The sequence below is a fragment of the Streptomyces coeruleofuscus genome, from assembly GCF_039532725.1.
In the GTDB taxonomy this organism is placed as follows: Bacteria; Actinomycetota; Actinomycetes; order Streptomycetales; family Streptomycetaceae; genus Streptomyces; species Streptomyces coeruleofuscus.
The window spans coordinates 295,920-322,602 of record NZ_BAAASE010000005.1; the positions used below are offsets into that span (position 1 = coordinate 295,920).

The 26,683-nt window shown below is 71.5% G+C and carries 24 protein-coding genes; 12 read left to right on the top strand and 12 right to left on the bottom strand.

The window, feature by feature from the left end:
* Positions 1-8: 8 nt before the first annotated feature.
* The gene (locus ABFX81_RS20850; RefSeq protein ID WP_346138604.1) at positions 9-2,114 is read right to left on the bottom strand and encodes an alpha-galactosidase; all 2,106 of its coding nucleotides are present in this window, start codon (positions 2,112-2,114) and stop codon (positions 9-11) included.
* Between the two features lie 133 nt (positions 2,115-2,247).
* On the opposite strand from ABFX81_RS20850, the gene ABFX81_RS20855 reads away from it, so the two are divergent.
* From ABFX81_RS20855 to ABFX81_RS20875, 5 genes are all read left to right on the top strand, one after another.
* Positions 2,248-3,285: a substrate-binding domain-containing protein gene (locus ABFX81_RS20855; RefSeq protein ID WP_086851050.1), complete on the top strand. Its 1,038-nt coding sequence runs from the start codon at positions 2,248-2,250 to the stop codon at positions 3,283-3,285.
* A gap of 87 nt (positions 3,286-3,372) precedes the next feature.
* The gene (locus ABFX81_RS20860; RefSeq protein WP_086851052.1) at positions 3,373-4,704 is read left to right on the top strand and encodes an extracellular solute-binding protein; all 1,332 of its coding nucleotides are present in this window, start codon (positions 3,373-3,375) and stop codon (positions 4,702-4,704) included.
* 2 nt (positions 4,705-4,706) lie between these two features.
* On the top strand, positions 4,707-5,630 hold the full coding sequence (locus ABFX81_RS20865; RefSeq protein WP_086851054.1) for a carbohydrate ABC transporter permease: 924 nt from the start codon (positions 4,707-4,709) through the stop codon (positions 5,628-5,630).
* Positions 5,627-6,451 (top strand): carbohydrate ABC transporter permease, encoded by an 825-nt coding sequence (locus tag ABFX81_RS20870; RefSeq protein ID WP_086851056.1) that lies wholly within the window; start codon positions 5,627-5,629, stop codon positions 6,449-6,451. The genes ABFX81_RS20865 and ABFX81_RS20870 overlap by 4 nt, the downstream gene beginning before the upstream one ends.
* 100 nt (positions 6,452-6,551) lie before the next feature.
* Entirely contained in the window at positions 6,552-9,020 is a 2,469-nt protein-coding gene (locus ABFX81_RS20875; RefSeq protein ID WP_086851058.1) for a CBM35 domain-containing protein, read from the top strand.
* A 60-nt stretch (positions 9,021-9,080) separates the two neighbouring features.
* Here ABFX81_RS20875 and ABFX81_RS20880 read toward each other — a convergent pair whose 3' ends face one another.
* The gene (locus ABFX81_RS20880) at positions 9,081-10,115 is read right to left on the bottom strand and encodes a M48 family metalloprotease (RefSeq protein WP_086851059.1); all 1,035 of its coding nucleotides are present in this window, start codon (positions 10,113-10,115) and stop codon (positions 9,081-9,083) included.
* A gap of 6 nt (positions 10,116-10,121) precedes the next feature.
* Positions 10,122-10,508, bottom strand: a complete 387-nt coding sequence (locus ABFX81_RS20885) for a BlaI/MecI/CopY family transcriptional regulator (RefSeq protein WP_059415059.1) — start codon at positions 10,506-10,508, stop codon at positions 10,122-10,124.
* A gap of 142 nt (positions 10,509-10,650) precedes the next feature.
* On the opposite strand from ABFX81_RS20885, the gene ABFX81_RS20890 reads away from it, so the two are divergent.
* Positions 10,651-11,304, top strand: a complete 654-nt coding sequence (locus ABFX81_RS20890) for a hypothetical protein (protein WP_086851063.1) — start codon at positions 10,651-10,653, stop codon at positions 11,302-11,304.
* Positions 11,292-11,537 (top strand): twin-arginine translocase TatA/TatE family subunit, encoded by a 246-nt coding sequence (locus ABFX81_RS20895; protein ID WP_346138475.1) that lies wholly within the window; start codon positions 11,292-11,294, stop codon positions 11,535-11,537. Before ABFX81_RS20890 ends, ABFX81_RS20895 begins: the two co-directional genes overlap by 13 nt.
* 12 nt (positions 11,538-11,549) lie before the next feature.
* Here ABFX81_RS20895 and htpG read toward each other — a convergent pair whose 3' ends face one another.
* The 3 genes from htpG to ABFX81_RS20910 all read right to left on the bottom strand — a co-directional run bounded on the left by htpG (position 11,550) and on the right by ABFX81_RS20910 (position 15,174).
* Positions 11,550-13,448 carry a molecular chaperone HtpG gene (htpG, locus tag ABFX81_RS20900; RefSeq protein ID WP_346138476.1) on the bottom strand — a complete coding sequence of 633 codons (1,899 nt, stop codon included), beginning with the start codon at positions 13,446-13,448 and terminating at the stop codon, positions 11,550-11,552.
* 86 nt (positions 13,449-13,534) lie between these two features.
* Positions 13,535-14,182, bottom strand: coding sequence for a class F sortase (locus ABFX81_RS20905; RefSeq protein WP_346138477.1), 648 nt, complete (start codon positions 14,180-14,182; stop codon positions 13,535-13,537).
* Positions 14,183-14,421: 239 nt separating this feature from the next.
* Complete coding sequence (locus ABFX81_RS20910) at positions 14,422-15,174, bottom strand: hypothetical protein (RefSeq protein WP_346138478.1); 753 nt, start codon at positions 15,172-15,174, stop codon at positions 14,422-14,424.
* A 261-nt stretch (positions 15,175-15,435) separates the two neighbouring features.
* On the opposite strand from ABFX81_RS20910, the gene ABFX81_RS20915 reads away from it, so the two are divergent.
* The gene (locus ABFX81_RS20915; RefSeq protein WP_086855415.1) at positions 15,436-15,936 is read left to right on the top strand and encodes a hypothetical protein; all 501 of its coding nucleotides are present in this window, start codon (positions 15,436-15,438) and stop codon (positions 15,934-15,936) included.
* Positions 15,937-15,954: 18 nt separating this feature from the next.
* Here ABFX81_RS20915 and ABFX81_RS20920 read toward each other — a convergent pair whose 3' ends face one another.
* The 5 genes from ABFX81_RS20920 to ABFX81_RS20945 all read right to left on the bottom strand — a co-directional run bounded on the left by ABFX81_RS20920 (position 15,955) and on the right by ABFX81_RS20945 (position 20,923).
* On the bottom strand, positions 15,955-16,242 hold the full coding sequence (locus ABFX81_RS20920; protein ID WP_086855416.1) for a DUF3040 domain-containing protein: 288 nt from the start codon (positions 16,240-16,242) through the stop codon (positions 15,955-15,957).
* Positions 16,243-16,675: 433 nt separating this feature from the next.
* A complete protein-coding gene (locus tag ABFX81_RS20925) occupies positions 16,676-17,950 on the bottom strand; it encodes a cation:proton antiporter domain-containing protein (RefSeq protein ID WP_086855417.1) in 1,275 nt (424 codons plus the stop codon).
* Positions 17,951-18,603: 653 nt separating this feature from the next.
* Positions 18,604-19,380, bottom strand: coding sequence for a carbonic anhydrase (locus ABFX81_RS20935; RefSeq protein ID WP_346138479.1), 777 nt, complete (start codon positions 19,378-19,380; stop codon positions 18,604-18,606).
* A 156-nt stretch (positions 19,381-19,536) separates the two neighbouring features.
* The gene (locus ABFX81_RS20940; protein WP_086855219.1) at positions 19,537-20,028 is read right to left on the bottom strand and encodes a pyridoxamine 5'-phosphate oxidase family protein; all 492 of its coding nucleotides are present in this window, start codon (positions 20,026-20,028) and stop codon (positions 19,537-19,539) included.
* A 466-nt stretch (positions 20,029-20,494) separates the two neighbouring features.
* The gene (locus ABFX81_RS20945; RefSeq protein WP_086854163.1) at positions 20,495-20,923 is read right to left on the bottom strand and encodes a MerR family transcriptional regulator; all 429 of its coding nucleotides are present in this window, start codon (positions 20,921-20,923) and stop codon (positions 20,495-20,497) included.
* Positions 20,924-21,002: 79 nt separating this feature from the next.
* On the opposite strand from ABFX81_RS20945, the gene ABFX81_RS20950 reads away from it, so the two are divergent.
* Genes ABFX81_RS20950 through ABFX81_RS20960 form a run of 3 tightly spaced genes read left to right on the top strand, consistent with a single transcriptional unit; the run spans position 21,003 to position 23,737 of the window.
* Positions 21,003-21,863 (top strand): methyltransferase domain-containing protein, encoded by an 861-nt coding sequence (locus ABFX81_RS20950; RefSeq protein WP_086854164.1) that lies wholly within the window; start codon positions 21,003-21,005, stop codon positions 21,861-21,863.
* A 51-nt stretch (positions 21,864-21,914) separates the two neighbouring features.
* Complete coding sequence (locus ABFX81_RS20955; protein WP_086854165.1) at positions 21,915-22,625, top strand: ThuA domain-containing protein; 711 nt, start codon at positions 21,915-21,917, stop codon at positions 22,623-22,625.
* Positions 22,595-23,737 (top strand): Gfo/Idh/MocA family protein, encoded by a 1,143-nt coding sequence (locus tag ABFX81_RS20960; protein ID WP_086854166.1) that lies wholly within the window; start codon positions 22,595-22,597, stop codon positions 23,735-23,737. Before ABFX81_RS20955 ends, ABFX81_RS20960 begins: the two co-directional genes overlap by 31 nt.
* A gap of 19 nt (positions 23,738-23,756) precedes the next feature.
* Here ABFX81_RS20960 and ABFX81_RS20965 read toward each other — a convergent pair whose 3' ends face one another.
* Positions 23,757-25,235, bottom strand: coding sequence for a glutamate-cysteine ligase family protein (locus ABFX81_RS20965; protein ID WP_346138480.1), 1,479 nt, complete (start codon positions 25,233-25,235; stop codon positions 23,757-23,759).
* Between the two features lie 142 nt (positions 25,236-25,377).
* Here ABFX81_RS20965 and ABFX81_RS20970 point away from each other — a divergent pair, with 142 nt between their 5' ends.
* Entirely contained in the window at positions 25,378-26,550 is a 1,173-nt protein-coding gene (locus ABFX81_RS20970; protein ID WP_086839898.1) for an MFS transporter, read from the top strand.
* Positions 26,551-26,683: the final 133 nt, after the last annotated feature.

Below are 26,683 nucleotides of genomic sequence, written 5' to 3' on the forward strand. Positions count from 1 at the left end.
CGCCCCGCCTACCCCTCCCGCGTGAGCCGGATCAGCAGCACACCGGGCGTGCGCGGCACGGACACCGTCAGCCCGTCCCCGTCCCACAGGGCCCGGCCCGCCTCCGCGGAGGACGGGTGCAGGACCTCCGCGCGGACGGTCCGGCCCGCCAGGTGCCGGACGGGGACACGGAATTCGGCCGGTCCGCCCCTGCGCCAGACCGACAGGTACGCCGTGCGGTCACCGGGGACCGAGAGCCCCAGGGCCAGCCACTCGTCCTCCCAGCCGGGCAGGCCGAGCGGCCAGAAGGGCAGGGCTCGCGCGAGGTCCCCGCGGATGGACTTGTAGACCGCGACCGCGTCCCGTACGAGGGCCAGTTGGTGCTCCGGCATGCGGTTGAGGTGGCCGGAGAGGTGGATGCGGCCGAGCAGCGCCCCGCCCAGGGTCCACGTCGTCAGGTCGTCGTCGAACTCGGGCTGCGGGTAGGCCCAGACCGCGCCCTGTTCGGGCGGGACCGCGGTCGGCGCGGCGGCGGCGATGGGCGGGTAGCGCAGGGGGTCCTGCTGGTCGCTGGTGGACTGGAGCTGGGCGACGGCCAGGGTGGCGCCGTCCATGCGCATGCCGCCCGAGGCGCAGTTCTCCACGACGAGTCCGGGGTGGCGGTCCAGTACGCCGGACAGCCAGTCCAGGTAGGCGTGGGCGTGGCCCAGCAGCCCGGCTCCCGGTGCGAGGTCTCCGGGTGCCTGGGTGCCGGGGTCGACCACGATGTTGTAGTCCAGCTTGAGGTAGCCCACGCCCCAGTCGCCGACGATCCGGTCCACGGTCTTGTCGAGGTGGGCGCGGGCGGCCGGGTGCCGCAGGTCGAGCTGGTGGCGGCCCTGTTCGGTCAGGCGTACGCCGTCGCGCTGGAAGAACGCCTCGTCGGGCAGTTCGGCCGCGACGGGGCTGCGCACCCCGACGACCTCCGGCTCCAGCCACAGCCCGGGCACCATCCCGCGCTCCCGGATCCGGTCCAGGACGGCCTGGATGCCGCCGTCGGGGAAGCGGCGGGGCGAGGCCTGCCAGGCGCCGACGCTGTCCCACCAGCCCCGGGTGTCGTCGTCGTACCAGCCCGAGTCGATGCAGAAGTACTCGGCGCCGGCGTCGGCGGCGGCGTCGATCAGCGGCAGGAGCTTGGCCGTGGTCGGGTCGCCCATCAGGGTGTTCATGTAGTCGTTGAAGACGACGGGGAGGGCGGTGTGGTCCGGGTGCGGGCGGCGGATCGCCCGGCGGTAGGAGGTCAGGGCGCCCATCGCCGTGTCGAGGTCGGAGCCGAGTGCCAGGGCTCCGTACACGGTGGTGAGCTCCTCACCCGGGGCGAGCCGGACTCGCCACTGGTGTTCCGCGTCGGTGGGGCCGTTCAGCGCCAGGTAGGTGCCGTGTGCGCGTTCGCCCAGGTCCCAGCGCCAGCCGGCCGGGGACTCCACCTGCCAGGCCCAGGCCCGGCCGCCGCCGCGCTCGGTCAGCGCGCCCATGGCCAGATGGCCGTCGGTGGGCCAGCTGCCGCGCCCGGTGAGGGCGAGGGCGGCCCGGCTGTCGTGCTCGTGGACGTCGACGTGGATGTCCGCGACGGCGGCGCGCAGCGGCTCGGCGTACCAACGGCACTCGGCGAGCCAGTCGTTGCGGGCCCGGTGGACGTCGAGGGCGTCCGGGGCGGGCAGGCCGCCGAGCAGGAGGCTGCTGACGGACTGGACGACCAGGGGCTCCCGGCCCTCGTTGCGGAGGCGGACCCGGGAGCGCAGGACGGGCAGTCCGGTGGGTGACGTGAGCTCGACGGACGCCGTCAATCCGGTGTCCGGGTCGTGGAGTTCGACGGTCAGCCACTCCCAGCCGTCGCGTCTGCCCGTGCGGTGGGTCCGGTAGGCGAGCCGGGCGCCGAAGGCCGTGCCGGTGAAGCGGGGACCGGACCAGCCGCTGCCGTGGCCCAGGGCGGTGAGCTCCACGAGCGGGAGCGCGGAGTGCGGGGTGGCGGGGCGATCGTCTTCGGGGTGGGCCAGCCGGACCAGCCGCAGGGTCCCGTCGGCGGCGGCTGCGAACCCGGCCCGGAGGGCTTGATGTCCCCAAGTGAACTCGTCCTGCCGCTGGTTGGAGGCCATGTGCGCCGCATCCGCCGTGCCGGTCAAGGTGCTCCCCCTCCTGGCCCCGCCCCGTCGTCGGGGAGCGGAGGTCCGCGTGAATCCCTCGTTACGGTCTCTTGACGACCCAAGTGTGACCGGTCACAATCCTCGCATGAATGTGACCGGTCACACAAGGCGCCCGGCGAGCATCAGGGACGTCGCGACCGCCGCGGGGGTCTCGTACCAGACGGTCTCGCGGGTGATCAACGGCCATCCCAGCGTCCGGCCGTCCACCCGGGAGCGGGTGCTCGCCGCCATCGAGGAACTGGGCTTCCGCCGCAACGCGACCGCCCTCGCCCTGGCCAGCGGGCGCAGCCGGGCCGTGACCGTGCTGACCGCGAACACCACCCACTACGGTTACGCCTCGATCCTCCAGGGCATCGAGGAGGCCGCCCGCGCGGCGTCGTACGCGGTCGGGATCGGGGTGCTGGAGTCGGCCGAGGACGCGGCCGTCGCCGCCGAGGTGCAACGCGCGGCGGACGCGGGCGGCGGGATCGTGGTGATCGCATACGATCCGGCCGGTGTCCGGGCGCTGGGAGCCGTGCCCGCCGGGCTGCCGGTCGTGGGCGTGGTGGAAACCCCGGCGAGCCCGCCCGGCGGCGACCGCCCGTGGGTGTGGACCGACGACCGCGAGGCCGCCTACCAGGCGACCAGCCACCTTCTCTCCCTCGGCCACGAGACCGTGCACTACGTGGCCATCCCGTCCAGCACCCGCCGCACCAGTGCCCGCACCAGCGGCTGGCGGCAGGCGCTGAAGGAGGCCGGCGCCCCGGAACCCCGCCCCGTGCAGAGCAGTTGGGGGCCGGCGGGCGGTCACGCCGCCGCGCTGAAGCTGGCGAAGGACCGGTCCGTCACCGCGATCCTGTGCGGCAACGACGACCTCGCGCTCGGCGTGCTGCGCGCCCTGCACGAGTCCGGCCGCTCGGTGCCGGGCGAGGTCAGCGTGGCCGGTTTCGACGACGCCCCGCACTCCGCCTTCCTCACCCCGTCCCTGACGACCGTACGCCTGGACTTCACCGGTCTCGGGCGGTCCGCGTTCGCCCTGCTGCACGGCGTGCTGGAGGAGTCCGCGCCGGTCGCCCCGCATCCCGTGTCCGTACCGGAACTGGTGGTGCGGGAGAGCTCGGGGCCGCCGCCCGCCGACGTCTGAACCGCCGACGCCTGAACGACCCGAACGAGCCCAGAAGTTGTGAGTCCCGCTTTCTGAACCGAACCGCATGCTCGGGAAAGGCACGACATGAAGAGAAGAGCTCTCCCCGCCCTGGCGCTGATATGCGCCGCCGGCCTGGCCGCCACCGCGTGCAGCGACCCGACCGCCGGGGACTCCGGTTCGGACGGTTCGGACGCCAAGCAGGCGGCGGTGAATCCGACCGCCCGGCTGGACGGCGTGAAGCTGACCATGTGGACCGCGCAGAACACGGTGAACGCGCCCGAGCAGGTCATCGACGCCTTCGAGAAGGCCACCGGCGCCCAGGTCGACACCCAGGCGATCCCGGACCTCTACGAGCAGAACGTGCCGACGAAGCTGGCCTCCGGCGACCGCCCCGACCTGATGTTCTGGCAGCCGTCCATCTCCACGCTGCCGTTCATCCAGCCGAAGCAGAACCTGCTGACCCTCGACGGGGAGCCGTGGGAGGCCAAGCTCGGAGGCACGGAGAGGTCCCTCGGCGTCATCGACGGCAAGCGGTACGCGGCGATCGTGACCAGCCCCGCCATGCTCGGCGTCTACTACAACAAGGACGTCTTCAAGCAGGCCGGGCTGAGCGAGAAGGACTTCCCCAAGTCCTACGACGAGCTGCTCGCCCTCGGCCGCACGGTCGTCGACAAGACCGACGCGGCAGCCTTCTACGAGGCCGGCGGCGACAAGTGGCCGCTCCAGTGGCAGATGCAGGTCCAGCTCACCGACCTCGACCGGCAGTGGTGGGCCGATCTGAACGCGGGCAAGAAGAAGTGGACCGACCCGGTCGTCGTCGGCGCGATCAAGAAGTACAAGGAGAAGCTGCTCGACGCGGGGCTCGCCCAGAAGAACTACCGGACGGGCACCTTCACCGGGCAGGCCGACGCGCTGTGGAAGGGCGACGCCGGCATGGTCCTCAACGTCACCTCCTTCCAGAGCCAGTTGCAGGCCAAGTACTCCACGGCCGAGCTCGACAAGAAGATCGGCTGGTTCCCGGTCGCCAACTCCTCGGCCACCGGCCTGTACTCCCCCGACCAGACCAACGGTGTCGTCGCCTTCAAGACCGGTGACGACAAGCGCCAGAACGCGGCCCGGCAGTTCCTCGCCTTCTGGCTCGGCCCGGACTACCCGGACTACATCAAGGCGATGAAGATCCCGTCCGTGCAGCCGTCCGTGCCCACCCCCGACGGCCTGCCCGAGGCGTCCAAGGCCCAGGTCGCTGCCCTGCCCAAGGCCATCGGCGTCTTCCAGGCCAAGGCGATCGTCGCCCCCGACACCCACCTCTACCTGGCCGACATGATCTTCGGCAAGAAGAGCCCGCAGCAGGTCGCGCAGGCGATCCAGGACCAGTTCGCGCAGGTGGCCAAGGCCCAGGGCGCCCCCGGGTTCTGACCATGGCGGACACGGTCGTACGTACGCGCAAGCAGCCGGCTGCACAAGGCGCACCGAAGGGCGTGGGACGGCTCCCGCGAGCTGCCGTGCACCACCCCTGGTGGTTCGCGCTCCCCGCGATCGTCGTCTTCGCGGGCTTCTTCCTGGTGCCCAACCTGCTGAACTTCTACTACCCGTTCACCAACTGGTCCTCGTACCACGCGGACATCGCCTTCACGGGCCTGGACAACTTCCAGACCATCGCCGAGGACGGTTCGCTGCTGCGGGCGATCCGCACGACCCTGGTGTACGCGCTGCTGGCGGCGCTGTTCCAGAACGGCTTCGGGCTCGTGCTGGCGCTGCTGCTGGAGGACGACAGCCGCTTCAACCGGTTCTTCCGTGCCGTCTTCTTCCTGCCGGTGCTGATCTCGGCACTGGCGACCGGTTACGTCTTCCAGGCGCTGCTCGACCAGGACGGGGCCGTCAACTCCGTCCTGGGCACGGACATCCCGTGGCTTGGCTCGACGACCTGGACGCTGGTGATCGTCACGCTCATCCACGGGTGGAAGTGGATGGGCCTGTCGATGCTCATCTATCTGGCCGGGCTCAAGGGCATCCCCGGCGAGATGCTGGAGGCCGCGAAGTGCGACGGCGCGGGGCCCTGGCGGACCTTCTGGTCGGTGCGCTGGCCGATGCTGGCGCCGGCCGTCACCTTCAACGTCACCACCGCGCTGATCGGTTCGATGAACACCTTCGACATCGTGCAGGCCACGACGGGCGGCGGCCCCGCGGCCTCCACCGAGGTCTTCAACATCTACATGTTCCGGATCTTCGGGCAGGGCCTGTACGCGCAGGCCTCCGCGATGAGCCTCGTCCTGTTCCTGGTGGTGGTCGCCGTGGCGATCCCGCTGGTCGTGGGGCTCCGGCGAAGGGAGCAGCTGCTGTGACCGCGGTGTGGCGGTACGGCCGCCCCTCCCTCGTCGTCCTGCTCGCCGCCCTGGCCGTGGGCGTGCCGCTGTGGCTGGTCGCCGTCACCTCGGCCAAGCCGCAGGCCGAGGCGATCAAGCCGAACCTGGACCTGCCCCGGCAGTGGCAGCCCGCGAGCAACTACGCGGACGCCGTCAGCCAGGGCGAGATGCTGCGCGGCTTCCTCAACTCGCTGCTGGTCGTGGTGCCTTCGGTGGTCCTGGTGCTGATCCTGGGCGCGGGCGCCGCCTGGGTCTTCGCCCGCCGCAAGTCGAAGCTGGTCTCGGCGGCGTACGCGCTGTGCATCAGCGGACTGCTGCTGCCGCCCGCCGTCATCACCATCGTGATGGAGCTGCGGCAACTGGGCCTCTCCAACACCCGCCCCGGCATGATCGCCGTCTACACCGGGATGTACCTGTCGACGTCGATCTTCTTCATGACCGGCTTCATCCGCGCCATCCCCATGGAGCTGGAGGAGGCGGCCCGGATGGACGGGGCGAGCCCGTCACGCATCTTCTGGCGGATCGTCCTGCCGCTGCTCCGGCCGGTGATCGCCACCGCGACGATCATGGTGATGCTCTACGCCTGGAGCGACATCTTCTACGCGTTCTTCGTCCTCGGCGGCGGAGACCGGGCGACCCTGCCGCTCAACCTCTACCAGGTCGCCAGCGCCCAGCTCTACCTCAACAACTGGCATCTCGTCTTCGCGTACGTCGTGGTGATGAGCCTGCCCATGGTCGCCGTGTTCCTCGTCGGCCAGCGAAAGATCGTGTCCGGAATCACCAGTGGAGCCGTGAAGTGACTGGAGGTCCAGCAGCGTGATCACCCCCACCCGCACGAGAGCCGGTACGAGGTCCCGTACCAGAACCGCCTTGATGACAGCACTACTTGGAGCAGCCGCCATGGCAGCCACTCTCCCCGCAGCCGGCCACGCGGCAGCGGCAGCCGATCCACAGCGCCTCACCGTCGACCTCAAAGCCTCCGAGGGCCCGGTGATGCTCGGCGCCAACGGTTCGCTGTACGGGGTCAGCGACGACGGGGTGCCCAGCGACGCCGCGATGGCGCCCCTGAAGATCACGAGCATCTCGCAGAAGCCGGAGGGCGGCGCGCAGCATCCCAACGGCGACGCGCTCACCGTCTCCAAGTCGTTCTTCCGCAACGGCGGCGGCGAGATCAACGTGATGATGCAGGACATCTACGCCAAGTGGCCGTACGAGGACCTCGGCATCGACGACTACCTCCCCAAGGTCGACAAGATCGCCAAGGAGGTCTCGGCCGACCCGAACAGCGACCGCTTCGTCTACATCCCGTTCAACGAGCCCGACCAGATCTGGTACAAGCTCGACGTCGCCGACCAGGCCCAGTACGAGAAGAACCGCGACCGGTTCTTCAAGGACTGGAAGACGGTGTACCAGCGGATCCGCGCGATCGACCCGGACGCACGGATCGCCGGACCCAACGAAGCCGCCTACCACACCCGCCTGTTGAAGGACTTCCTCGCCTTCGCCAAGCGCGAGAACGTGCTCCCCCAGGTGATGACCTGGCACGAGCTGGGCTCCGGCTCGCTGCGCGACTTCCAGGCGCACTACGACGACTACCGCAAGCTGGAGCGCGAGGCGGGCATAGCCCCGCTGAAGATCAACATCGACGAGTACGCCAACCGCCGCGACCTGTCCGTGCCCGGGCAGCTCGTGCAGTGGGTATCGATGTTCGAGCGCAACAAGGTGTACGCCAACATGGCGTACTGGGACGCGGCCGGCAACCTCAGCGGCCACGTCGTGCGCTCGAACATCCCCAACGGCGGCTGGTGGCTCTTCCGCTGGTACGCGGGCATGACCGGGAACACCGTGAAGGTGACGCCGCCGCAGCCCGACACCATCGACACGCTCCAGGGGCTCGCCTCCCTCGACACCTCCCGCCGCCAGGCGCAGGTCCTGCTCGGCGGCTCCGCGGCCGACTCGGACGTGGTCGTGCGCAACGTCCCCCGGTCGGTGTTCGGCCGTACGGTCACCGCGACCGTCGCCGAGGCCGCCTGGTCCGGTTACGAGGGGCAGCACGCGGCGCCGCGGGTCCTCGCGCGCACCAAGGTGAAGGTCGCGGACGACGGTTCGGTGACGGTCCCGCTGCGCGGCCTGCACAAGATGTCGGCCTACCGGATCGTCCTCACCCCCGGCGGCTCCGGCACCCCGTCCGCCGCCTCCGTGCCGTGGTCGGCATCGTACGAGGCCGAGGACGCGGCGATCACCGACGGCAAGGTCTACACGCAGGGCACGGTGCAGAACGCCAACGGCTACGCGGCCTCCGGCACCAAGGACGTCGGCTCGCTCAACCAGCCCGGCAGCAAGGTCGCCTTCTCGGTGACAGTGCCGAAGGACGGCACGTACGACCTGGCGATCCTGTACGGCAACCAGTCCGGCGGCCCCGCCACGCAGAAGCTGTCGGTCGACGGCGGCGCCCCGGTGACGGTCACCTACCCCTCCACCGAGAACTGGACGTACCGCGCCAAGAAGGACGTCGGTGTCCAACTCAAGGCGGGCACGCACCAGCTGACCCTGTCCAAGGGCGACGCCGAGGTCACCCTGGACCGGATCGACCTGACCACACGGACGGGCGCGCCCTCGGCGTCGTACGAGGCCACGCTGGCGGACATCAGCGGCAAGCCGTCGTACGACTACACCTCGTCGGCCGGTGTGGGCACGGGCTCCCTGGTGCTGCGCTCCGGTGACAAGGCGGTGTTCGACGTCTACGCCCCGCGCGACGGCTACTACACGATGGTGCCGCGGACCTCGGCGGCCGTGAAGCTCTCGCTGCACGGGGAGACGGTCAAGGCCGCGCCCGGCCGCCCGCTGCGGCTCTACCTGGTCGCGGGCAACAACCGGATCGCGATGACGTCGGGCCACTCCGCCGTCCGCTCCCTCGACGTGTCGGGCGACGGCTCGGCCGCCGGCACCCTCTCCTACGATGGCGCCAAGGCAACGCTCGCCGGCGGGGCCAAGCTCGTCGACTCCCCGCACGCGTCCGCCGGCTCGTACATCGGCTGGCTCGGCAACAGCGCTTCCAGCACCGCCGAGTTCACGGTCGACGCGCCCCGGTCCGGCCGCTACCTGCTGGTCGTCCACTACGCGCACAACGACCGCCGGGACAACGGCCACGCCTACAACACGGACATCATGTCCCGTACGGCGGACGTCACGGTCGGGTCCGCGGACCCGGTGAAGGTCACCTTCAAGAACACCTGGAGCTGGGACGACTACTGGACCGTCGGCGTCCCGGTCGATCTGGCGAAGGGCGCGAACAAGGTGACGTTCGGCAACGCGAGCGCCTGGGCGCCGAACATCGACCGGATCGAGCTGGGCCGGATCGTGGGCTGAACTGCGGGGTGAGGTGAGCCCGCTCGCCTCACAGGGGTGCCGCGGCAAGCGGCACCCCCCTCAAAGGGGCGTCGCGGCGTGCAGGATGAGCACCATCGTGACGGCGGAGTTCGCGGACGACATCGCCGACACGGCCGTTCCGGCCGCCGCGCCCCACGCCGCCAGCCCGACCGAGGTGAAGACCGGGGGCCAGTCCCGTACGACGGGTGGCGGGCCGAGCAGGGCCGCCACCCGGCGCGGCACCGGTCCCGGAGCGGCGAGTCCCGCGAGCGTGGGCGCCGGAGTGCCCCGGGAGACCAGGGCGGCCGTGCCGATGGCACGCGCCACCGTACGGCGGCTGCCGATCGCCCGGGCCGCCTCCTCGTCCGCCCACCGCTCGGCCGTGTACGCCACGGCGGTGCGCAGCGGCCGCAGGAACGGGTTGGCCCGGGCCGCCAGCTGCACGGTGAGCAGGAAACGGTCGTGCCGGGCGGCCAGGTGCGCCCGCTCGTGGGCGAACAGAGCCCGGCGCTCGGCCGGCCGGAGCCGGTCCAGCAGGGCCGTGGTCACCACGACACGCCCCCCGCGCCGACCACGGACACGGCGCCCGGCGCGGCCACACGGCTCACCATCGCCCGGGCGACCGCCACGCCGAGCACCGCCGCGCGGAGCATCAACGCCACGGCGCCCACGACCGGGCAGCGCATACGCGTAGGGAGCACCGTCCGGCAGTACGGCCACCTCCGTGTCCGGCAGCCCGGCCAGCGCGCGATGGGCCCGGCTGCGTACCCGGGCGTGCCGCCACACTGTGCGGGCACAGGCGACGACCACCGCGCACAGCGCGGGAATCGCGGCCTTGCCGACGAACTCGTCGAACGGGACCGCCGCCCGCACCTCGGGGTCCGACCACCCGTCGGGCAGCGGGTTGCCGGGCAGTTGGGCGGTGCCGACCACCATGACCAGACCCAGGCACACCGTGCTGCACAGCGCCAGCACCGCGGCCATCGCGGTCAGCAACCGGGTCGCGGTGCGCGGATGCAGATGCTGTTCGGCCAGACGCGCGACCGGCCATGCCGTGAGCGGGAGAACCAGTGGCAGAAAGACGAAGACCCCCATGAGGCTTCAGTCTTCCCCCTCGCCATGGGCCTGATCCAGCAGGTCACGCAGCAGCCGCTCGTCGTCCGGGCCGAGGCCGGTGAGGAAGCTGGCCAGCACGGCCTCGCGGTCGCTCTCGGCGTCCAGCACCTTGCGCATCTTCCGGGCGGCCAGTCCCGCCTCGTCCGCGGCGGGCGTCCACGCGAAGGACCGGCCCACCCGCTCCCGGGTGACGGCGCCCTTGCCCAGCAGCCGGGTCAGGATCGTGATCACCGTTGTGTACGCGAGGTCACCGCCGAGGCGTTCCTGCACCCAGCCGGCCGTCACCGGACCGTCCGCCTCGCGCAGTGCCGACAGCACCAGCGCCTCCAGCTCGCCCTGCCCCCGCCGGGGACGCTGCCGGGGTTCCGTCACCGCCCTGTCTCCCTTCGCCGCCCTGCCGTGCCCTGCGGACATCGTATAGATCCGCGGGGCCGGTCCCCTCTACTTCTACAGTGCTGTAGATTTCACTGCGTTCGGTACAGACGTCCGACACAGCAACCGGCAAGGAGACCCTGTGGCCGATCGGCCCCGCCTTCACCCCGAGGACCGCGCGGACTTCGAAGCGGTACTGGATCTGGCGCTGAGCACCGCCGACATCCACCGCGCCGTGCGCGCCGACCCGACCGGCAGGACGGCCGCACAGCTGCGCGCCCACGCGCTCGCCCACGCCGACGACATCGCGGCGGCGGTCGGCGAGCCCTACCGCGCCTACCGCGCCGCCCGGACCGCCGCCCGGCAGGACGCGCGGCGCCCGCTCGCCAACGGCACTCTGCTGCCCGCCCTCGCGGTGCTCACGCCGCTCGTGGCGGCGACGTCCGCCGGGGCTCTGCTCCTGCTCGGCAGCCTGCTCCAAGTCGCCGACGCACCGGGCCCGTTGCCCGGATCGCTCGTCGCGGCCGGCTGGACGCTGGCACTCGTGGCGGCCGTGACCGGTCTCGTCGGCCTGGCCGCGCTGCTGCGCTCGGCCCTGGGCGGACGGGCCGACCGCGTGGAGCACGCCCGGCTCGCCTGGCGGCAGGCCCTGCTCGACCGCGGCATCCTGCCCCATCTGCTCCGGCATCCGGCGGTCGCACATGCCGAGGCGGGGGTCACACCGTGCTCCCCGCCCGATACGCTCGCGCCGTGCCCGGCTCGGGCGAGAAAGGACAGGACACCATGTTCGGACTGAGCGAGCTCGCGATCCTCCTCATCGTCGTCATAGCCGTGATCGGAGCCAGGAAGCTGCCCGAACTGGCCCGGTCGGCGGGCAAGTCGGCCCGCATCCTCAAGGCCGAGGCACGCGCCGCGACGGACGCGGAGGCCGGAGCCGCGCCGCGGGTGGTCCAGGGCGAGATCGTCCCGCCGGGCACCGGCACGCCCCCGCCCGGCGCGCGGGCGGCGGACGCCCCGGACCCCCGCTGATCCGCTCCCTGCCTACAGCGTGCGCTCCAGGCGGTCGGCCACGAGCTTGACGAAGCGTGCGGGGTCCTTGGGCTGGCCGCCCTCGGCGAGTACCGCCAGCGTGTGGAGCAGCTCGGCGGACTCGACGAGACCCGAGCGGTCCTCGCGCTCCTTGTACGCCTCGTTCAGGTTCTTCACCAGCGGATGGCCGGGGTTGAGTTCGAGGATCCGCTTGGTGCGCGGCACCTCCTGGCCCATCGCCCGGTACATGTTCTCCAGGGCCGGGGTCAGGTCGTGCGCGTCCGAGACGACGCAGGCCGGGGAGACGGTGAGCCGCGCCGACAGACGCACCTCCTTGATGTCCTCGTCCAGCTGCTCACGCATCCAGCCGAGCAGTCCCGCGTAGTCCTCGGCCTGCTTCTCCCGCTCCCCCTCGGCCTTCTCGTCCTTCTCTCCGTCGAGGTCGATCTCGCCCTTGGCGACGGAGCGCAGCTTCTTGCCCTCGTACTCGCCGACGGCGTCGACCCACACCTCGTCGACCGCGTCGGTGAGCAGCAGGACCTCGATGCCCTTGTCCCGGAAGGCCTCCATGTGCGGGGAGTTCTCGATGCTCTGCCGGGACTCGCCGGTGATGTAGTAGATGTCGTCCTGGCCGTCCTTCATCCGCTCCACGTACTGCGCGAGCGTGGTCGGCTCGTCCTCGGCGTGCGTGGTGGCGAACGAGGCGACGGCGAGGATGGCGTCCCGGTTCTCGGAGTCGGTGACCAGGCCTTCCTTCAGGGCGGTGCCGAACTCGCGCCAGAAGGTGGCGTAGCGGTCGGCGTCCTTGGTCTTGATCTCCTTGATCGTGGACAGGACCTTCTTGGTCAGCCGGCGCTGCATCATCCGGATGTGGCGGTCCTGCTGGAGGATCTCGCGGGAGACGTTGAGCGACAGGTCCTGCGCGTCGACGACGCCCTTGACGAAGCGGAGGTAGGGCGGCAGCAGCGCCTCGCAGTCGTCCATGATGAAGACGCGCTTCACGTACAGCTGGACGCCGCGCTTGAAGTCCCGCGTGAACAGGTCGTGCGGGGCGTGCGAGGGGACGAAGAGCAGGGCCTGGTACTCGAAGGTGCCCTCGGCCTGGAGCCGGATCGTCTCCAGCGGCTCGCGCCAGTCGTGGCTGATGTGCTTGTACAGCTCGTGGTACTCGTCGTCGGACACCTCGTCGCGCGACCGCGCCCACAGGGCCTTCATCGAGTTCAGCGTCTCGGGCTCGGGCGCGTCCTCGCCGTCGGCCGCCTCGGGGACCATCCGGATCGGCCAGGTGATGAAGTCCGAGTACCGCTTGACGATCTGCTTGATCGTCCACGGCGAGGTGTAGTCGTGGAGCTGGTTCTCCGGGTCGGCGGGCTTGAGGTGGAGCGTGACGGAGGTGCCCTGCGGCGCGTCGTCGACCTTCTCCAGCGTGTACGTGGACTCTCCGCTGGACGTCCAGCGGGTCCCCTGGCCCTCGCCGGCGCGCCGGGTCACCAGCGTCACCTCGTCCGCCACCATGAAGCCGGAGTAGAAGCCGACGCCGAACTGGCCGATGAGCCCCTCGGCACCGGCCGGGTCCTGGGCCTCCCGAAGCTCCTTCAGGAAGGTGGCCGTACCGGAGTTGGCGATGGTGCCGATGAGCCGTCCGACCTCGTCGTACGACATCCCGATGCCGTTGTCCCGCACCGTGAGGGTCCGGGCCTCCTTGTCGACGTCGATCTCGATGTGCAGGTCGGACACGTCGGCGTCGAGCGAGTCGTCCCGCAGCTTCTCCAGGCGCAGCTTGTCCAGCGCGTCGGAGGCGTTGGAGACGAGCTCCCGCAGGAAGACATCCTTGTTCGAGTAGACCGAGTGGATCATCAGCTGGAGCAGCTGACGTGCCTCTACCTGGAACTCAAACGTTTCGGTCGTCATGGTTCGCGAATACCTCACAGGTCCCACAGTCGCCTGAAGCTGGTGCAGTCACTTTAAAACACCTAGTCAGGCCGGGGACCCGGAAGTCAGACGAGGTGGGCGAAGACCACCAGGTTCTCGGTGTAGTCCCGGACCTTACGGTCGTAGGCACCCGCGCACGTGATGAGCCGGACCTGGGCGTCGGGGGTGTCGCCGTACACGCGCTCGCTGGGGAAGTCGTCCTTGTCGAAGGACTCCGCGCCGTCGACGACGAAGGTCGCCCTGCTGCCGTCGGCTCGCGCCACATGGAACCGGTCGCCCTTCTTCAGCGCGCTGAGCCCCGCGAACACGGCCGGGGACGTCGCGGTGTCCACATGCCCGGCGATGATCGCCGTTCCGGCCTCGCCGGGCGAAGCGCCCTTCGCGTACCAGCCGACGAGGTTGGTGTCGTCGGCCGGAGGCGGTTCGAGCTGACCCGAACGGCCGATGGCGAGGTCGGTGAAGGGCGCGTTCACCGAGATCTTGGGGATGTGCAGGCGGACCGGCCGGGACCGCGGCAGACGCGGGCCGGTCCCGGACTCGGCGGTCCGGTGCGGCGCGTCGGGCACGGCCGAAGCGGCGGAGGTGACGGGCGCGGCCGTCGGGACGGCCGGTGGGGCGTGCGGCGGACCGCCGGCGTCGGACGACGATTCGCCACGGCCGGCGACCAGGCTCACGGTCAGCACCAGGGCGGCGAGACCCCAGAAGACCGACACGACGGTGCGGAATCGCCGCTTCGACGGCGCGGGGCCGGGTTCGGCAGGGGACGGGGGGCTGGGGCTGGGGCTGGGGCTGGGGCTGGGGCTGGGGCTGGGGCTGGGGCTGGGGCTGGCTGCCAACGAAGACCACCTCATTCGGGCACGGCAGCGGACACGGCGCGCGGGAGGACGAGCCGGGCCGCCGCGACGCGAGGAGCACGTGCGGCGGCCGCGGCGGCTATGCGGTCAGGCCTCGGTCATGCCACACCCTGTGAGGCCTTCTTGCGCCGCAGGGCGTACAGGCCGGTGCCGGCCACCGCCAGCACCGCGAGTCCGCCGGCCGTGACGCCCGGCGCGGCGGCGAGCCCGCCGCCACCGGTGTGCATCCCGCCGCGCGGCTTGTCGTGCTTGTCGCCGTTCCAGGAGCCCTTCTCGTGGTCGTCGTCCTTGCCGTGCTCGTCGCCCCAGGGGTCCTCTTCGTGCTTGTCGCCCCAGGAGTCGTCGCCGTGCTCGCTGTCCTTGTAGGTGTCCGGGTCGTGCTTGGGGTCCCAGTCGTCGTTCGTGTTCACGCCGGTCAGCGCTCCGCCACCCGTGTCCACCCCGCCGTGCGGCTTGTGGTGCTTGTCGCCGTGCCCGGAGTCCTTCTCGTGCTTGCCGTGCTCGTCGTGCTTGCCGTGCTCGTCATGCTTGCCGTGCTTGCCGTGCTCGTCATGCTTGCCGTGCTCGTCGTGCTTGCCGTGTTCGTCATGCTTGCCGTGCTCGTCATGCTTGCCGTGCTCGTCGTGGTCGCGGGTGGCCGCGTCGTCCGCGGTGACGGCGGCCAGCGCTCCGCCACCCGTGTGCATCCCGCCGCGCGGCTTGTGGTGTTTGCCGTCCTTGTCGTGCTCCTTGCTGTAGGAAGTGGAGTCGTGGTCCCCGTCGCCCATCGTCTCGGCGTAGGCGGTGGGTGCGGCGATCGCGAGGGCGGCCGTGGCCGTGGCCGTCGCGAGCAGCATGCCTGCAGAGCGCATCGGTGAGTCCTTCCGTCACGGACCGGGCGCTGACGCCTCGCCAGCTCACGAGACCCGGCCCCGACGTGCACCACCGTCAGTCATCCCGGGCCGTCCCACCATCCAGGACGTTCACATGGGTTACGGCCACACCCTGACGGCGGCATTCACCCACGCCGGTCCGGCCGGAAAGATCGCAACCTCTCGCCGGTCACGCCCGTCTCCTACGGCGAAACGGGGGGCGAGATCAGCTCTCCCCCGGACCACCGGCGGGAGGCGTTCATGGCGATGGTCGGCCTGTTCTGGATCGGCGAGGACTCGGTGTACGTGGGGGCCGAGCCCGAGGGGGCGGCCTCCGGGGTGCGGCTGTCCGAGGACGGCGTCGAGGTGCTGGGGGCCGGCCGGGGCAGGTTCTGGACGTGGGACGAGGTGGTCCGGATCGAGACGCGCGACGTGCCCGTGCGGTCGGAGATGCGGAGGCTGGCATCCATGGCTTTCGACGCCGCGCTCGTCGCGGTCACGGGTTACGGCGACCTGCCGCCCGCCTTCTCCGTGGAGGTGGCGACGGCCGAGGAGACCGTCCAGGTCGATGTGCACGCGGCCGTCGCCGGAGGGATCTACCTGCCTTCCGAGTACGAGCTCTCCGTCACCCTCCTCCAGCGGCTCGCCGACGGCGGCACCGACATCGGCGACCTCCTCGCCTGGGGCCGTGACCACGCGGCCGAAGGCACCCCGCAGCGCGAGGAACGCGAGGCGCTGCTGCGGAAGTGGGCCGGGGCGTAGGTCCGGCTGCCGCACAGGTCACCATCGCCTCTGCCGCTGACGCCCCAGGCTGCTCGGATCCGGGTCGACCAGTTGCGCCGCCATGCCGACGAGGACCAGCCCGGCCGCGATGAGCAGCCCCTGTGCCAGGGCGATGCCGGAGCCCAGGACGGCCACGCCGAAGGCCAGCGCCCACCAGGCTCCGGTACGCCGGTACTCCCGGGGCCGGGCCGGGCGGCCTGACCTCATGGCCCGGGTGAACCTGGGGTCCTCCCGCTCGAGTCGTGCTTCGAGGTCGACGAGACGTTGGTCTTCGGACTGGGGCACGGCTTCTCCTTCCCGGAACCCGACAGCGCTTCGAGGCAGGGCACGGCCGAGGCCATGGCAAGTCCTGGGTGTCGGGCCGCGTGGCGGTGCTGAGGGAGACAGCCCGCCGACGCGCGGCGCGGCCGGTCTCACCAGGGCTTCAGCTTCTCCCTCCTCCAGCGGGGTCCGCCATCAGGTCCAATCCTCATCCTTCCCGGTGGCCGCCCCCCACGAACGCCCTTCCGTGAGGCGGATGTTCGGCCGGGGATGGGTTGTGGCACGGATGGCGACGCGCCGGAGGTGCCCCCATCCCGGGTAGGCGTGCGCGTGCCCTGCTCGTCGAACACCGACCCAGGTGTGCTGTTCGGGAACCAGCGCCACCGCGCCGACCTGCTCCAGAAGCCCGGCACGAAGGACCGTCTGGAGCTGATCCGCGCGCCGAGCCGGGAGTGGGTCAGCGCTCGGCCTCGGCGGGCGTTGCGGCGGAGGCGGACGCGGCTGTGCTGTCGTCCCGGGGGCGGGGCTCGGTGTCGTACGACGGGGCCGTGCGGCCGGGCCGGAGGTCCTGGGCGGCGCGGAGCGCGCGGGCGAGCAGGTGGGCCCGGCCGGCGGCGATGGGCCCGAGGATCGCGAGGACGAGGACGTACCCGGCGATGAACGGGGCGAGGCGGGCGTCGAGTCCGGCGCCGGCGGCCATGGCGGCCAGGATCAGGGCGAACTCCCCGCGGGCCACGAGGGTGGTGGCGATCTCGGCGGCGGGCTCGGTGCCGTAGCGGTACACGCGGGCGACGAGGAGTCCCGCGACGACGTTCATGACGACGGTCAGTGCCGCCGCCGCGGTGACCGGTCCGACGACGGAGACGATGTCGCCGGGGTCGATGGAGAGCCCGAAGGCGAAGAAGAAGATCGCCGCGAAGGCGTCGCGCAGCGGGTGCACGAGTTCCCGGATGCGCGGGCCGGAGGGCGTGCCGGCCAGGATCAGGCCGACCATGAACGCGCCGATGGCGTCGGCGACTCCGAGGACCTCGGCGACTCCCGCCACGAGGACGGCCGCTCCGAGAAAGCTGATGACGAGCAGTTCGTTGTCGCGGGTGGCGATCAGGCGCCCGGCCAGTTTCGTGCCGTAGCGGGCGGCCGCGGCCAGTACCAGCAGGAAGCCGAAGGCCTTGGCGCTCTGGAGGACGGTGTCGCCGATGTCCTGTGCGCCGCCGATGACCGGCTGGAGCGCGGCGAGGTAGAGGGCCAGGAAGATGTCCTCGACCACGATGACGCCCAGGATGAGGCGGGTCTCCGGGCGGCCGATGCGGCCCTGGTCGATGAGGATCTTGGTGACGATGGCGGACGAGGAGATCCCCAGGACGCCGGCGAGCACCAGCGCCTCCCGGACACCCCAGCCCAGCGCGAACCCGAAGACCAGCCCCGCGCCGACGTTGAGCAGCAGGTAGATGCCACCCGCCGTCAGCAGGCGCCGGCCGCCGCTCCTGAGGTCGTCGAGGTGGAATTCGAGGCCCAGGTAGAACAGCAGCAGCACCAGTCCGAGTGCGGAGAGCATCTCGAAGTCGTGCGCGTCCTCCACTATGACCAGGCCCGGGGTGTGCGGGCCGAGCAGGATGCCCGCGAGCATGAAGAGCGGGATGGTCGGGAGTCCGATCCTTCCTCCGAGGCGGGCGAGGAGGGCGGCGGCCAGGAAGGCTCCGCCCATGGCCAGGAGGCTGTCAGCGTGTCCCACGGGTCACCGCCTTCGTCGGCGCGCTGGGGGCGGATCGTTTCACCGTGCGGGGATGGATAGGGGCTCCTCCTTCGTGGGGCTGGGTCGGACGGCGTCGTGCGCGTCTCGGCGCCGCCCGAGGCCGCGGCCACGACAACCGACGCGAGCCTCGGCGACGCCGCCAGCCTCACACGGGCTACGGGCCCGTCACCATCGGTGCCCGCACCCATGTCCGGGCGGGGGAGACACCCATCTCCGGGCGGGGCGGCCCTGATCTCCCCGTCACACCTGGTGGTGTTGCCGATCTCCGGCAGAGGCCCCGGTACGACGGTGTCCTCGGAGGTGACGAAGGACAGGCTGCCGTCGGCGTCCTGGCCGAGGCCGAGCAGGGTGACGGGCCTGTGCTGGATGTCGAACTCGACGCTCACGCCACAGCCGCATCGGGCCCCGGCGGCACATCCAGCGCCCGCGCGTACGTCACGCCTCCCGCTCCAACTGCCCAGCCACGGCTCGCCATCGGCGGCCGAGATCATGGCGTGCCGGAACGGCGTCCACCCCCTCGCCGTCGCAAGCCGTGCGATCAGGCACGACGGTGTCCTTCACGGGCGCCCGTGAAGGACAACGTGACCGGGCGTGGAACGATTTTCCCGCCCGGTCGACGTCATCTCACCGGATCAGGCGGAGGGCGCGCCGGTGAGGACTTCCACGCGGCCGGTGTCGAGCGAGTAGTAGGCGCTGACGACGGCCAGGTCGCCCTTCTTCACGAGCGGGGCGAGGTCCCGGTTGGTACGCAGCTCGGCGGCGGTCTGCTTGGTGTGGATCCGCACCATGGCGTCGACCGGGTCGGTGTGTTTCCCCCTGGTGGTCTCCCGGTAGGCCGGCCGCAGGGCGTCGGAGATCGCCTGGAGGTTGCCGGGCAGCCTCTTGCCGTCGCGCATCGCCTCGTAGGCCGCCTTGACGGCACCGCAGCGCTGGTGTCCGAGGACCACGATCAGCGGGGTGCCGGACGTCATCGGCCCGTACTCCACGGAACCGACGACCACCGGTCCCACGACCTGCCCGCCGGTGCGCATCACGAACAGGTCGCCGAGGCCCGTGTCGAAGACGAGCTCCGGCGGAACGCGGGAGTCGATGCAGGAGAGGATGACGCCGTAGGGGTCCTGCGCCTCGGCGACGAACTCGCGCCGCTTCGGGTCACGGTCGGGGTGCTGGAGCTTTCCGTCCACCCAGCGCTTGTTGCCGTCCATCAGCCGGGCGAACGCCGCCCAGGGCGAGTCCGGTCGCGGGCCCGCCGCGGGTGAGGGCGAGGGGGTCTTCGCCGCGCCCACGGCCGACGTCTTCCCCCCGTTCGTGCTGTCCGAGTTCGACGAACAGGCGGTGAGCATGGCTGCGGTGGCAGCCAGCCCGCCGGTGAGTATGGCCCTGCGTTGTGGTGTCCTGCCGGTGCTCATGTGGCCGTCCCTTTCGGTCCCCGTTCTCCCTGGCGGGAGCGGTGATCCAACTGTCGTGGGATGCCGGTTAGCGCCCGTACAGCGCTGATGCAGGGCAGGAGAAGTGCTGTTCCAAAACGCGGGGGGTGAGGGTGTGGGACGCTGTGTGATCCCTCGTCAGAAACGGACTGCGGCGCGGTGTTCGTAGTCCAGCCCGTGTTCGGCGCAGCGTCCGTCCCCGCGGGGGCAGATCATCGAGTACTCGCTGACCCGGGCCCGGTACACCCGCCACGGGGCGGGCGGACGCACTTCCTCCGGGGCGAGGGAGCGGCCGCCGCGCCCGGCGGGGCCGGGGATCACCCGCAGGCCCTCCAGGGCCTCCTCCCCGTGGAGTTCCTCCGCCGTGGCGCTGAGGTACAGGGCGAGGGGACCCGCCGTGCCCACCGGGGCCCGGGAGTCGTGCAGGACGATGCCGATCCGGGGCTCATGGGCGATGTTGCGGGAGTGGGTGACCTCGGGGGACGAGACCCAGTACAAGTCCCGTCCGTCCTCGGTGGAGTAGAAGACGGGCGAGGCCCAGGGGGCGCCGTCCGCGCCGACGGTGGCCAGCACCATGTACAGGTTCCCGTCGATGATCGCGCGTGCCGCGCCGCGGGTGTCCTCGGTCATGCGTTCCCCCTGTTTCCGGTGTTTCCTGTGCTTCCATTGCTTCCGGTCGGATGAGGGTCACTCTAGGAGCGCGTGCCCGGGGCAGGCCGGGAACTCGCTCTTCAACTCGGCCCTGCGAGAGTCAAGTTCGGGGAGACCCCGCCCCGAAGAACTGATGGCCCGCTGGCGCCGACCACGTCTGTGCTCACCACGCGGCCAAGCGAGTGCTGAACGCCGGTCATCGACGACACGGCGCCCCGAACGCGCTCGGGAAGCTTCAGGCGCGAGGGCTGCCGACGGTGACGACGCCGACGGAGCCGGCGGCGGCGGTGGCGGGTGGCACCGGGCAGGGCTTGCGCGGCGGCTGGGGCTTGCCCGCGCAGGGGCTCGCCCGGTGGCCGGGGGGCTTACCCGGTGGCGGGGCTTGCGCGGGCTGGGCTCGCCCGGCGGCGAGGCCTTGCCCGGTGCTGGTGTCTTCCGACGTCCCTTATCCGCCGGGAACCCGCCTGCCCGGCACGGCGACTCCTCCGGACGCCGCGGCGTCGAGGAGGCGGCGGAAGGTGGGGCACTCCATATGGCTCGGCGCGGGGCACGCGGCGGCGTGGCGCAGGGAGTCGCGCAGCACGCCCAGTTCACGGATCCTGCGGTCCAGTTCGTCCGCCTTGGCCGCCAGCATCTGCCGGTCGATACGCGGCTGCCCGTCCGGCGCGAACATGAGCGCGATCTCGTCGAGCGAGAACCCGGCCGTCCGCCCCAGGGCGATCAGCGCCAGCCGTTCCAGTACGCCCGGGTCGTACTGGCGGCGCAGGCCCCGCCGGCCCGTCGAGGAGATCAGACCCTTCTCCTCGTAGTAGCGCAGGGTCGATGCCGGGACCCCGGCGCGGTGCGACACTTCGGCGATGTCCAGTTCTGCCATTCTGCATTGACCTCAAGTCGACTTGAAGTAGAACGCTGTCATCCCGGCACGACGAAGGCAACCAGAAGGAGAGACAGTCATGGACGCTGCGCGCAGGGCCGACGACGAGCAGGCAGCCCGCTGGAAAGGGCCCGCCGGTCACGCGTGGGGCGAGCTGAAGGGAGTACTGGACGAGATGTTCAGGCCCATCGAGGAGCTCCTCGTCGATGCGGTCGCCGCCGAACAGGCGCGGCACGTGGTCGATGTCGGCTGCGGTACGGGCGGCCTCACGCTGGCCGTGGCGCGACGGCTCGGTCCGGAGGGTCGCTGTGTCGGCGTCGACATCTCCGAACCGATGATCAGCACAGCCCGGGAGTACGCCGAACAGGAGGACGTACCGGCGTCGTTCGTCTGCGCCGACGCACAGGAGCACGCCTTCGAACCCGGCGCCTTCGACGCCGTCGTCTCGCGGTTCGGTGTCATGTTCTTCCCCGATCCCGTCCGGGCCTTCGCCAACCTCCGGCGCGCCGTCAGGGACGAGGGCGCGCTGCGGTGCGTCGTCTGGCGCGATCCGGCCGAGAACCCGTTCATGACGACGGCCCAGCGCGCCGCGTCACCGCTGCTTCCGGACCTGCCCGTCCGCCGGCCGGACGAGCCGGGACAGTTCGCCTTCGCTGACGCGGACAAGGTCCGGCGCATCCTGGCGGAGAGCGGCTGGACCGGGATCGACATCCGGCCGGTCGACGTGGTCTGCACCCTGCCCGAGAAGGAGCTGGTCCGTTACTTCACCCGGCTCGGTCCGGTGGGCATGTACCTGCCCGAGGTGGACGAGCAGACCCGCGAGCGGGTCGTCGAGACGGTCCGTGCCGCCTTCGAGCCCTTCGTGCACGGCTCGGAAGTCCGCTTCACCGCGGCCTGCTGGACGGTCGGCGCCCGGGCCTCGTCAGCGAAATTTTCGTGAGGCCCGGCCCCCTTTCGTGGGCGCGGGCGTCCGGCGCATAGTGAGATCACGATGACGCTGAAGAAGGCCTTGGTGGTCCGCGGCGGCTGGGAGGGGCACCAGCCGGTCGAGGCAACGGAACTGTTCCTGCCCTTCCTGCGGAGCAACGGATACGCCGTCCGGGTCGAGGAGTCGACCGACGTCTACGCCGACGCCGCCGAGATGGCCGGCACCGACCTGATCGTGCAGTGCGTCACGATGTCGGAGATCACGCGCGAGCAGCTCGCGGGGCTGAGCTCCGCGGTCGTGGCCGGCACCGGGTTCACCGGCTGGCACGGTGGCATCGCCGACTCGTTCCGCGCCTCGTCCGACTACCTCCACCTGGTGGGAGGGCAGTTCGCCACGCACCCGGGCAGGGAACCGTGCGAGCGCCGCGGCGGATCGGAGGACAACTTCCTGCCGCACACCATCACCCTCACCGAAACCGGCCGCGAGCACCCCGTCACCGCGGGCATCGAGGACTTCGAGCTGCACACCGAGCAGTACTGGGTGCTCCACGACGACCTCATCGACGTCCTGGCCACCACCACGCACCCCACCCGGCCGTGGGAGCCCTGGCACCGGCCGGTCACCTCGCCGGCGGTCTGGACCCGCCGGTGGGGGGCCGGGCGGATCGTGGTGACGACGCCGGGGCACAGCCTCGACGTGCTGGAGAACCCCAACGTCCGCACCATCATCGAGAGGGGCATGCTGTGGGCGACGCGCACCGCATCGGCGTCGTAGGGCTCGGAGTCATCTCCCGCGCGTACCTGGACACGCTGGTCGGTCATCCCGCCGTGCGCGTGACCGCGGTCGCCGACCTCGACGCCTCCCGGTCGGCAGCGGTCGCCGCCGGACTGCCCGGCGTCCTGGCGCTGACCGTCGAGGAGCTGCTGAGCAGCCCGGACGTGGACACGGTGCTGAACCTCACCACCCCCGGGGCGCACGCCGACATCGCCCTCGGGGCCATCGGCCACGGCAAGAACGTCTACGGGGAGAAGCCGCTCGCCGCCACGCTCGCCGACGCCCACGCCGTCATGGCGGCCGCCGCGCGGGCGGGAGTCGGAGTGGGGTGCGCGCCGGACACCGTGCTGGGCACCGGAGTTCAGACGGCGCGGGCTGCCCTGGCGGCCGGGAGCATCGGACGCCCCCTGTTCGCCTCGGCCGTGATGGTCACCCCGGGCCACGAACGCTGGCACCCGCACCCCGACTTCTACTACACCGAGGGCGGCGGCCCCCTGCTGGACATGGGGCCGTACTACCTCGCCTCCCTGGTCCATCTGCTGGGCCCGGTGCGGGCCGTGACGGGCGCGTCCAGCCGGCTGCGCGCCGAGAGGGTCATCGGTTCCGGCCCGCGTACGGGAGAGCGGATACCGGTGGAGGTGGACAGCCATGTCTCCGGGGTGCTGGAGCACGTGGACGGGGCACTGACGACGATCACGACGAGCTTCGACGGGGTGGCCACCACCGCCTCCCCGATCGAGGTCCACGGCGAGGTGGGAACGCTCGCCGTCCCGGATCCGAACCGCTTCGACGGCGACGTACGGCTCTTCGAACTCGGCGACACACAGTGGCGCACGCTCCCTCCGTCCGCGGGCTACGTCGACGGCGCACGGGGAGTCGGGCTGCTCGACTTCCTCGCCGCCGACGGGCAGCGCGCACCGCGCGCGAGCGGCGATCTCGCCCTGCACGTGCTGGAGACGATGACCGCGCTCCTGCGTTCCTCGGCCGAGGGACGGCGCATCGAGCTGACGACGTCGGCGCGGCCGCCCGCCCCCGTCCCGCTGACGACCGCCGAGGACTGGGGCGGCGCCGCCGAGGAGCGGGGCGGCCGGGCCGCGCCCAGCCCCGCGTGACCCGGCGATGCCGCGGCGGTCAGTCCACGGGCCAGGTGTGCGCGGGCGCGTTCATGTGCATGTAGTCCATGTACGTGGCGGTCATCTGCCGCAGAGCCTCACGCCGGTCGGAGACGCCGGTCTTCTCCAGATGATGGACCATCTCCGCCTGCCACAGGGCGCCGTTGCGGCCGGTGACACAGCGCTGCTCGATGATGCCCAGCAGGGGTTCGCGCCACTCCGCGTCCATACCGGTCAGCTCCAGACCCCGGTGGGCCAGCGGCAGCAGACGCCGCAACACCAGTTCCGTGACCGGCACTTCGCCCGTGCCGGGCCAGTACAGGCGGGCGTCGATGCCGTCGCGGGCCGCGGTGTGCAGGTTCTCCTCGGCGACCGTGAAGGACATCCGCGTCCACACCGGCCGGTCCTCGTCGACCAGGGCGCGGGTGAGGCCGTAGTAGAAGGCGCCGTTGGCGATGATGTCGGCCACGGTGGGGCCGGCGGGCAGCACCCGGTTCTCGATGCGCAGATGCGGACCGCTCTCGGTGACGGCGTAGACGGGGCGGTTCCAGCGGTAGATCGTGCCGTTGTGCAGGGTCAGTTCGCCCAGTTGCGGGACGCCGCCGCTGTCGAGCGCCCGCTGCGGGTCCTCGTCGTCGCACAGCGGCAGCAGGGCCGGGAAGTAGCGCACGTTCTCCTCGAAGAGATCGAAGACGCTGGTGATCCACCGCTCCCCGAACCACACCCGGGGCCGCACGCCCTGGGCCTTGATCTCCTCGGGGCGGGTGTCGGTGGCCTGCTCGAACAGCGGGATACGGGTCTCACGCCACAGCTCCCTGCCGAACAGGAAGGGCGAGTTCGCCGCCAGGGCGATCTGCACGCCGGCGACGGCCTGGGCCGCGTTCCAGTAGTCCGCGAACTGCTTGGGGGCGACCTGGAGATGGAACTGGGTGCTGGTGCACGCGGCCTCGGGGGTGATGGTGTCGGCGTACGTCGACAGGCGCTCCACACCATCGACCCTGATCCGCAGGTCCTCGCCCCGCGCCGCGAAGATCTGCTCGTTGAGCAGCCGGTACCGCGGGTCACCGGAGAGAGCGGTCTCACTGACGTCCGCCTCGTCCAGGGTGGGCAGGATGCCGACCATGATCAGGTGCGCACCGACGGCCGCGGCGCGGTCCTCGGCGTGGTTCAGGGCGTCCCGGATCGTCTGCTCCCAGGCTCCGGGGCCGCCGGTCGTCAGCTCCCGGGGCGGGATGTCGATCTCCAGGTTGAAGCGGCCCAGCTCGCTGGACCAGGCGGGGTCGGCGATCGCCTGGAGCACCTCGGTGTTGCGCATCGCGGGCAGCCCGTGGTCGTCCACCAGGTTGAGCTCGATCTCCAGCCCGACCCGGGGGCGCTCGCTCTCGAAGCTGGACTCGCGCAGCATCCGGGCCAGCACTTCGAGGTCGGTCTGCATCTTGGCCCGGTACCGACGGCGGTCCTCCCGTGTGAACACCAGGGCCGGCACGTCACGTCCCATTTGCGCTCCCGAGTTCCCTCGGCGGATGGCTCTCGTCCCAGCGTCGCACCTTCTCGTCCCGGCGGCGCACCTTGTCGGGGCGCGCGCACCCACCTAGCCTGATTTTGTGCCGCAAATAAACAAACCCCGAACGCACAGTGCCGTGCCGGGCGACGGCAACTCCCTCACCCGACTCCGTACCGCGATCACCGTCTTCTTCGCCTTGGACGGCTTCGTCTTCGCCGGCTGGGTCGTGCGCATCCCCGCCATCAAGGAACAGACCGGCGCCTCCGCCAGCGCCCTCGGACTGGCCCTCCTGGGCGTCTCCGCCGGAGCCGTCGTCACCATGATCCTCACCGGCCGCCTGTGCCGCCGCTACGGCAACCACCGGGTCACCGTCGTCTGCGCCGTCCTGCTCTCCCTCAGCGTCGCCCTGCCCCCGCTGACCCACTCGGCCCTCGCGCTCGGCCTCGTCCTGCTGGTCTTCGGCGCCGCGTACGGCGGGATCAACGTCGCCTTCAACAGCGCCGCCGTGGACCTCGTGGCCGCGATGCGGCGGCCGATCATGCCGAGCTTCCACGCCGCGTTCAGCCTGGGCGGCATGATCGGCGCGGGGCTGGGCGCTCTGGTCGCGGGGTCCCTCTCCCCCACCCGGCACCTGCTGCTGCTCACCGTGGTCGGCCTGCTCGTGACGGCCGTGGCGGGCCCCACGCTCCTGCGGCAGAAGCCGCCGGCGCCACCGGAACGGGAACGGCCCGCGGAGAGCGCCGCCCCGCGCCGGCTCGACGGGCGTACCCGGGGACTCGTGCTCGTCTTCGGCCTGATCGCGGGGTGCACCGCGTACGGCGAGGGGGCGCTGGCCGACTGGGGCGCCCTGCACCTGGAAGAGGACCTGGGCGCCTCGCCGGGTGCCGCGGCCATCGGCTACTCCTGCTTCGCGCTGGCCATGACCGTGGGCCGCCTGACCGGCACGACGCTCCTGGAACGTCTGGGGCGGACCCGGACCGTCGTGGCGGGCGGCGCCACGGCGGCGGCCGGGATGCTGCTCGGCTCGCTCGCCCCCGCCCTGTGGGCGGCCCTGCTCGGGTACGCGGTCACGGGCATCGGCCTGGCGAACCTCTTCCCCGTGGCAGTGGAACGCGCGGGCGCGCTCGCCGGCCCCAGTGGGGTCGCCACGGCCTCCACGCTGGGCTACGGCGGCATGCTGCTGGGGCCGCCCGCCATCGGGTTCATGGCGGACTGGTTCTCCCTGCCGGCCGCGCTCACCAGCGTGGCGATCCTTGCCGCGGTGGCGGCGGCCATCGGTTTCGCGACGCGCGGCGCCGCGGCGCGCTGATCCTTCTGCCGGCAGCCGGGCAAGTCCGCAGCCAGGTGATCGGTACCCCGGCAGCGGGGTACCCGGGGCCCCGCCCGTTGTGATCAGCGGTTGTGATCACCGGGCCGTACGCCATGCACAAGGAGGCAGACCC

Excerpts from the sequence above, each read along its gene's own strand:
- ABFX81_RS20945 (WP_086854163.1), bottom strand. The coding sequence starts at position 20,923 with ATGGCAGAACTGGACATCGCCGAAGTGTCGCACCGCGCCGGGGTCCCG.
- htpG (WP_346138476.1), bottom strand. The coding sequence starts at position 13,448 with ATGACGACCGAAACGTTTGAGTTCCAGGTAGAGGCACGTCAGCTGCTC.
- ABFX81_RS20875 (WP_086851058.1), top strand. The coding sequence starts at position 6,552 with ATGGCAGCCACTCTCCCCGCAGCCGGCCACGCGGCAGCGGCAGCCGAT.
- ABFX81_RS20955 (WP_086854165.1), top strand. The coding sequence starts at position 21,915 with ATGACGCTGAAGAAGGCCTTGGTGGTCCGCGGCGGCTGGGAGGGGCAC.
- ABFX81_RS20895 (WP_346138475.1), top strand. The coding sequence starts at position 11,292 with ATGTTCGGACTGAGCGAGCTCGCGATCCTCCTCATCGTCGTCATAGCC.
- ABFX81_RS20940 (WP_086855219.1), bottom strand. The coding sequence starts at position 20,028 with ATGACCGAGGACACCCGCGGCGCGGCACGCGCGATCATCGACGGGAAC.
- ABFX81_RS20860 (WP_086851052.1), top strand. The coding sequence starts at position 3,373 with ATGAAGAGAAGAGCTCTCCCCGCCCTGGCGCTGATATGCGCCGCCGGC.
- ABFX81_RS20915 (WP_086855415.1), top strand. The coding sequence starts at position 15,436 with ATGGCGATGGTCGGCCTGTTCTGGATCGGCGAGGACTCGGTGTACGTG.
- ABFX81_RS20855 (WP_086851050.1), top strand. The coding sequence starts at position 2,248 with ATGAATGTGACCGGTCACACAAGGCGCCCGGCGAGCATCAGGGACGTC.
- ABFX81_RS20935 (WP_346138479.1), bottom strand. The coding sequence starts at position 19,380 with ATGAGCACCGGCAGGACACCACAACGCAGGGCCATACTCACCGGCGGG.
- ABFX81_RS20965 (WP_346138480.1), bottom strand. The coding sequence starts at position 25,235 with ATGGGACGTGACGTGCCGGCCCTGGTGTTCACACGGGAGGACCGCCGT.
- ABFX81_RS20910 (WP_346138478.1), bottom strand. The coding sequence starts at position 15,174 with ATGCGCTCTGCAGGCATGCTGCTCGCGACGGCCACGGCCACGGCCGCC.
- ABFX81_RS20880 (WP_086851059.1), bottom strand. The coding sequence starts at position 10,115 with ATGGGGGTCTTCGTCTTTCTGCCACTGGTTCTCCCGCTCACGGCATGG.
- ABFX81_RS20850 (WP_346138604.1), bottom strand. The coding sequence starts at position 2,114 with ATGGCCTCCAACCAGCGGCAGGACGAGTTCACTTGGGGACATCAAGCC.
- ABFX81_RS20865 (WP_086851054.1), top strand. The coding sequence starts at position 4,707 with ATGGCGGACACGGTCGTACGTACGCGCAAGCAGCCGGCTGCACAAGGC.
- ABFX81_RS20950 (WP_086854164.1), top strand. The coding sequence starts at position 21,003 with ATGGACGCTGCGCGCAGGGCCGACGACGAGCAGGCAGCCCGCTGGAAA.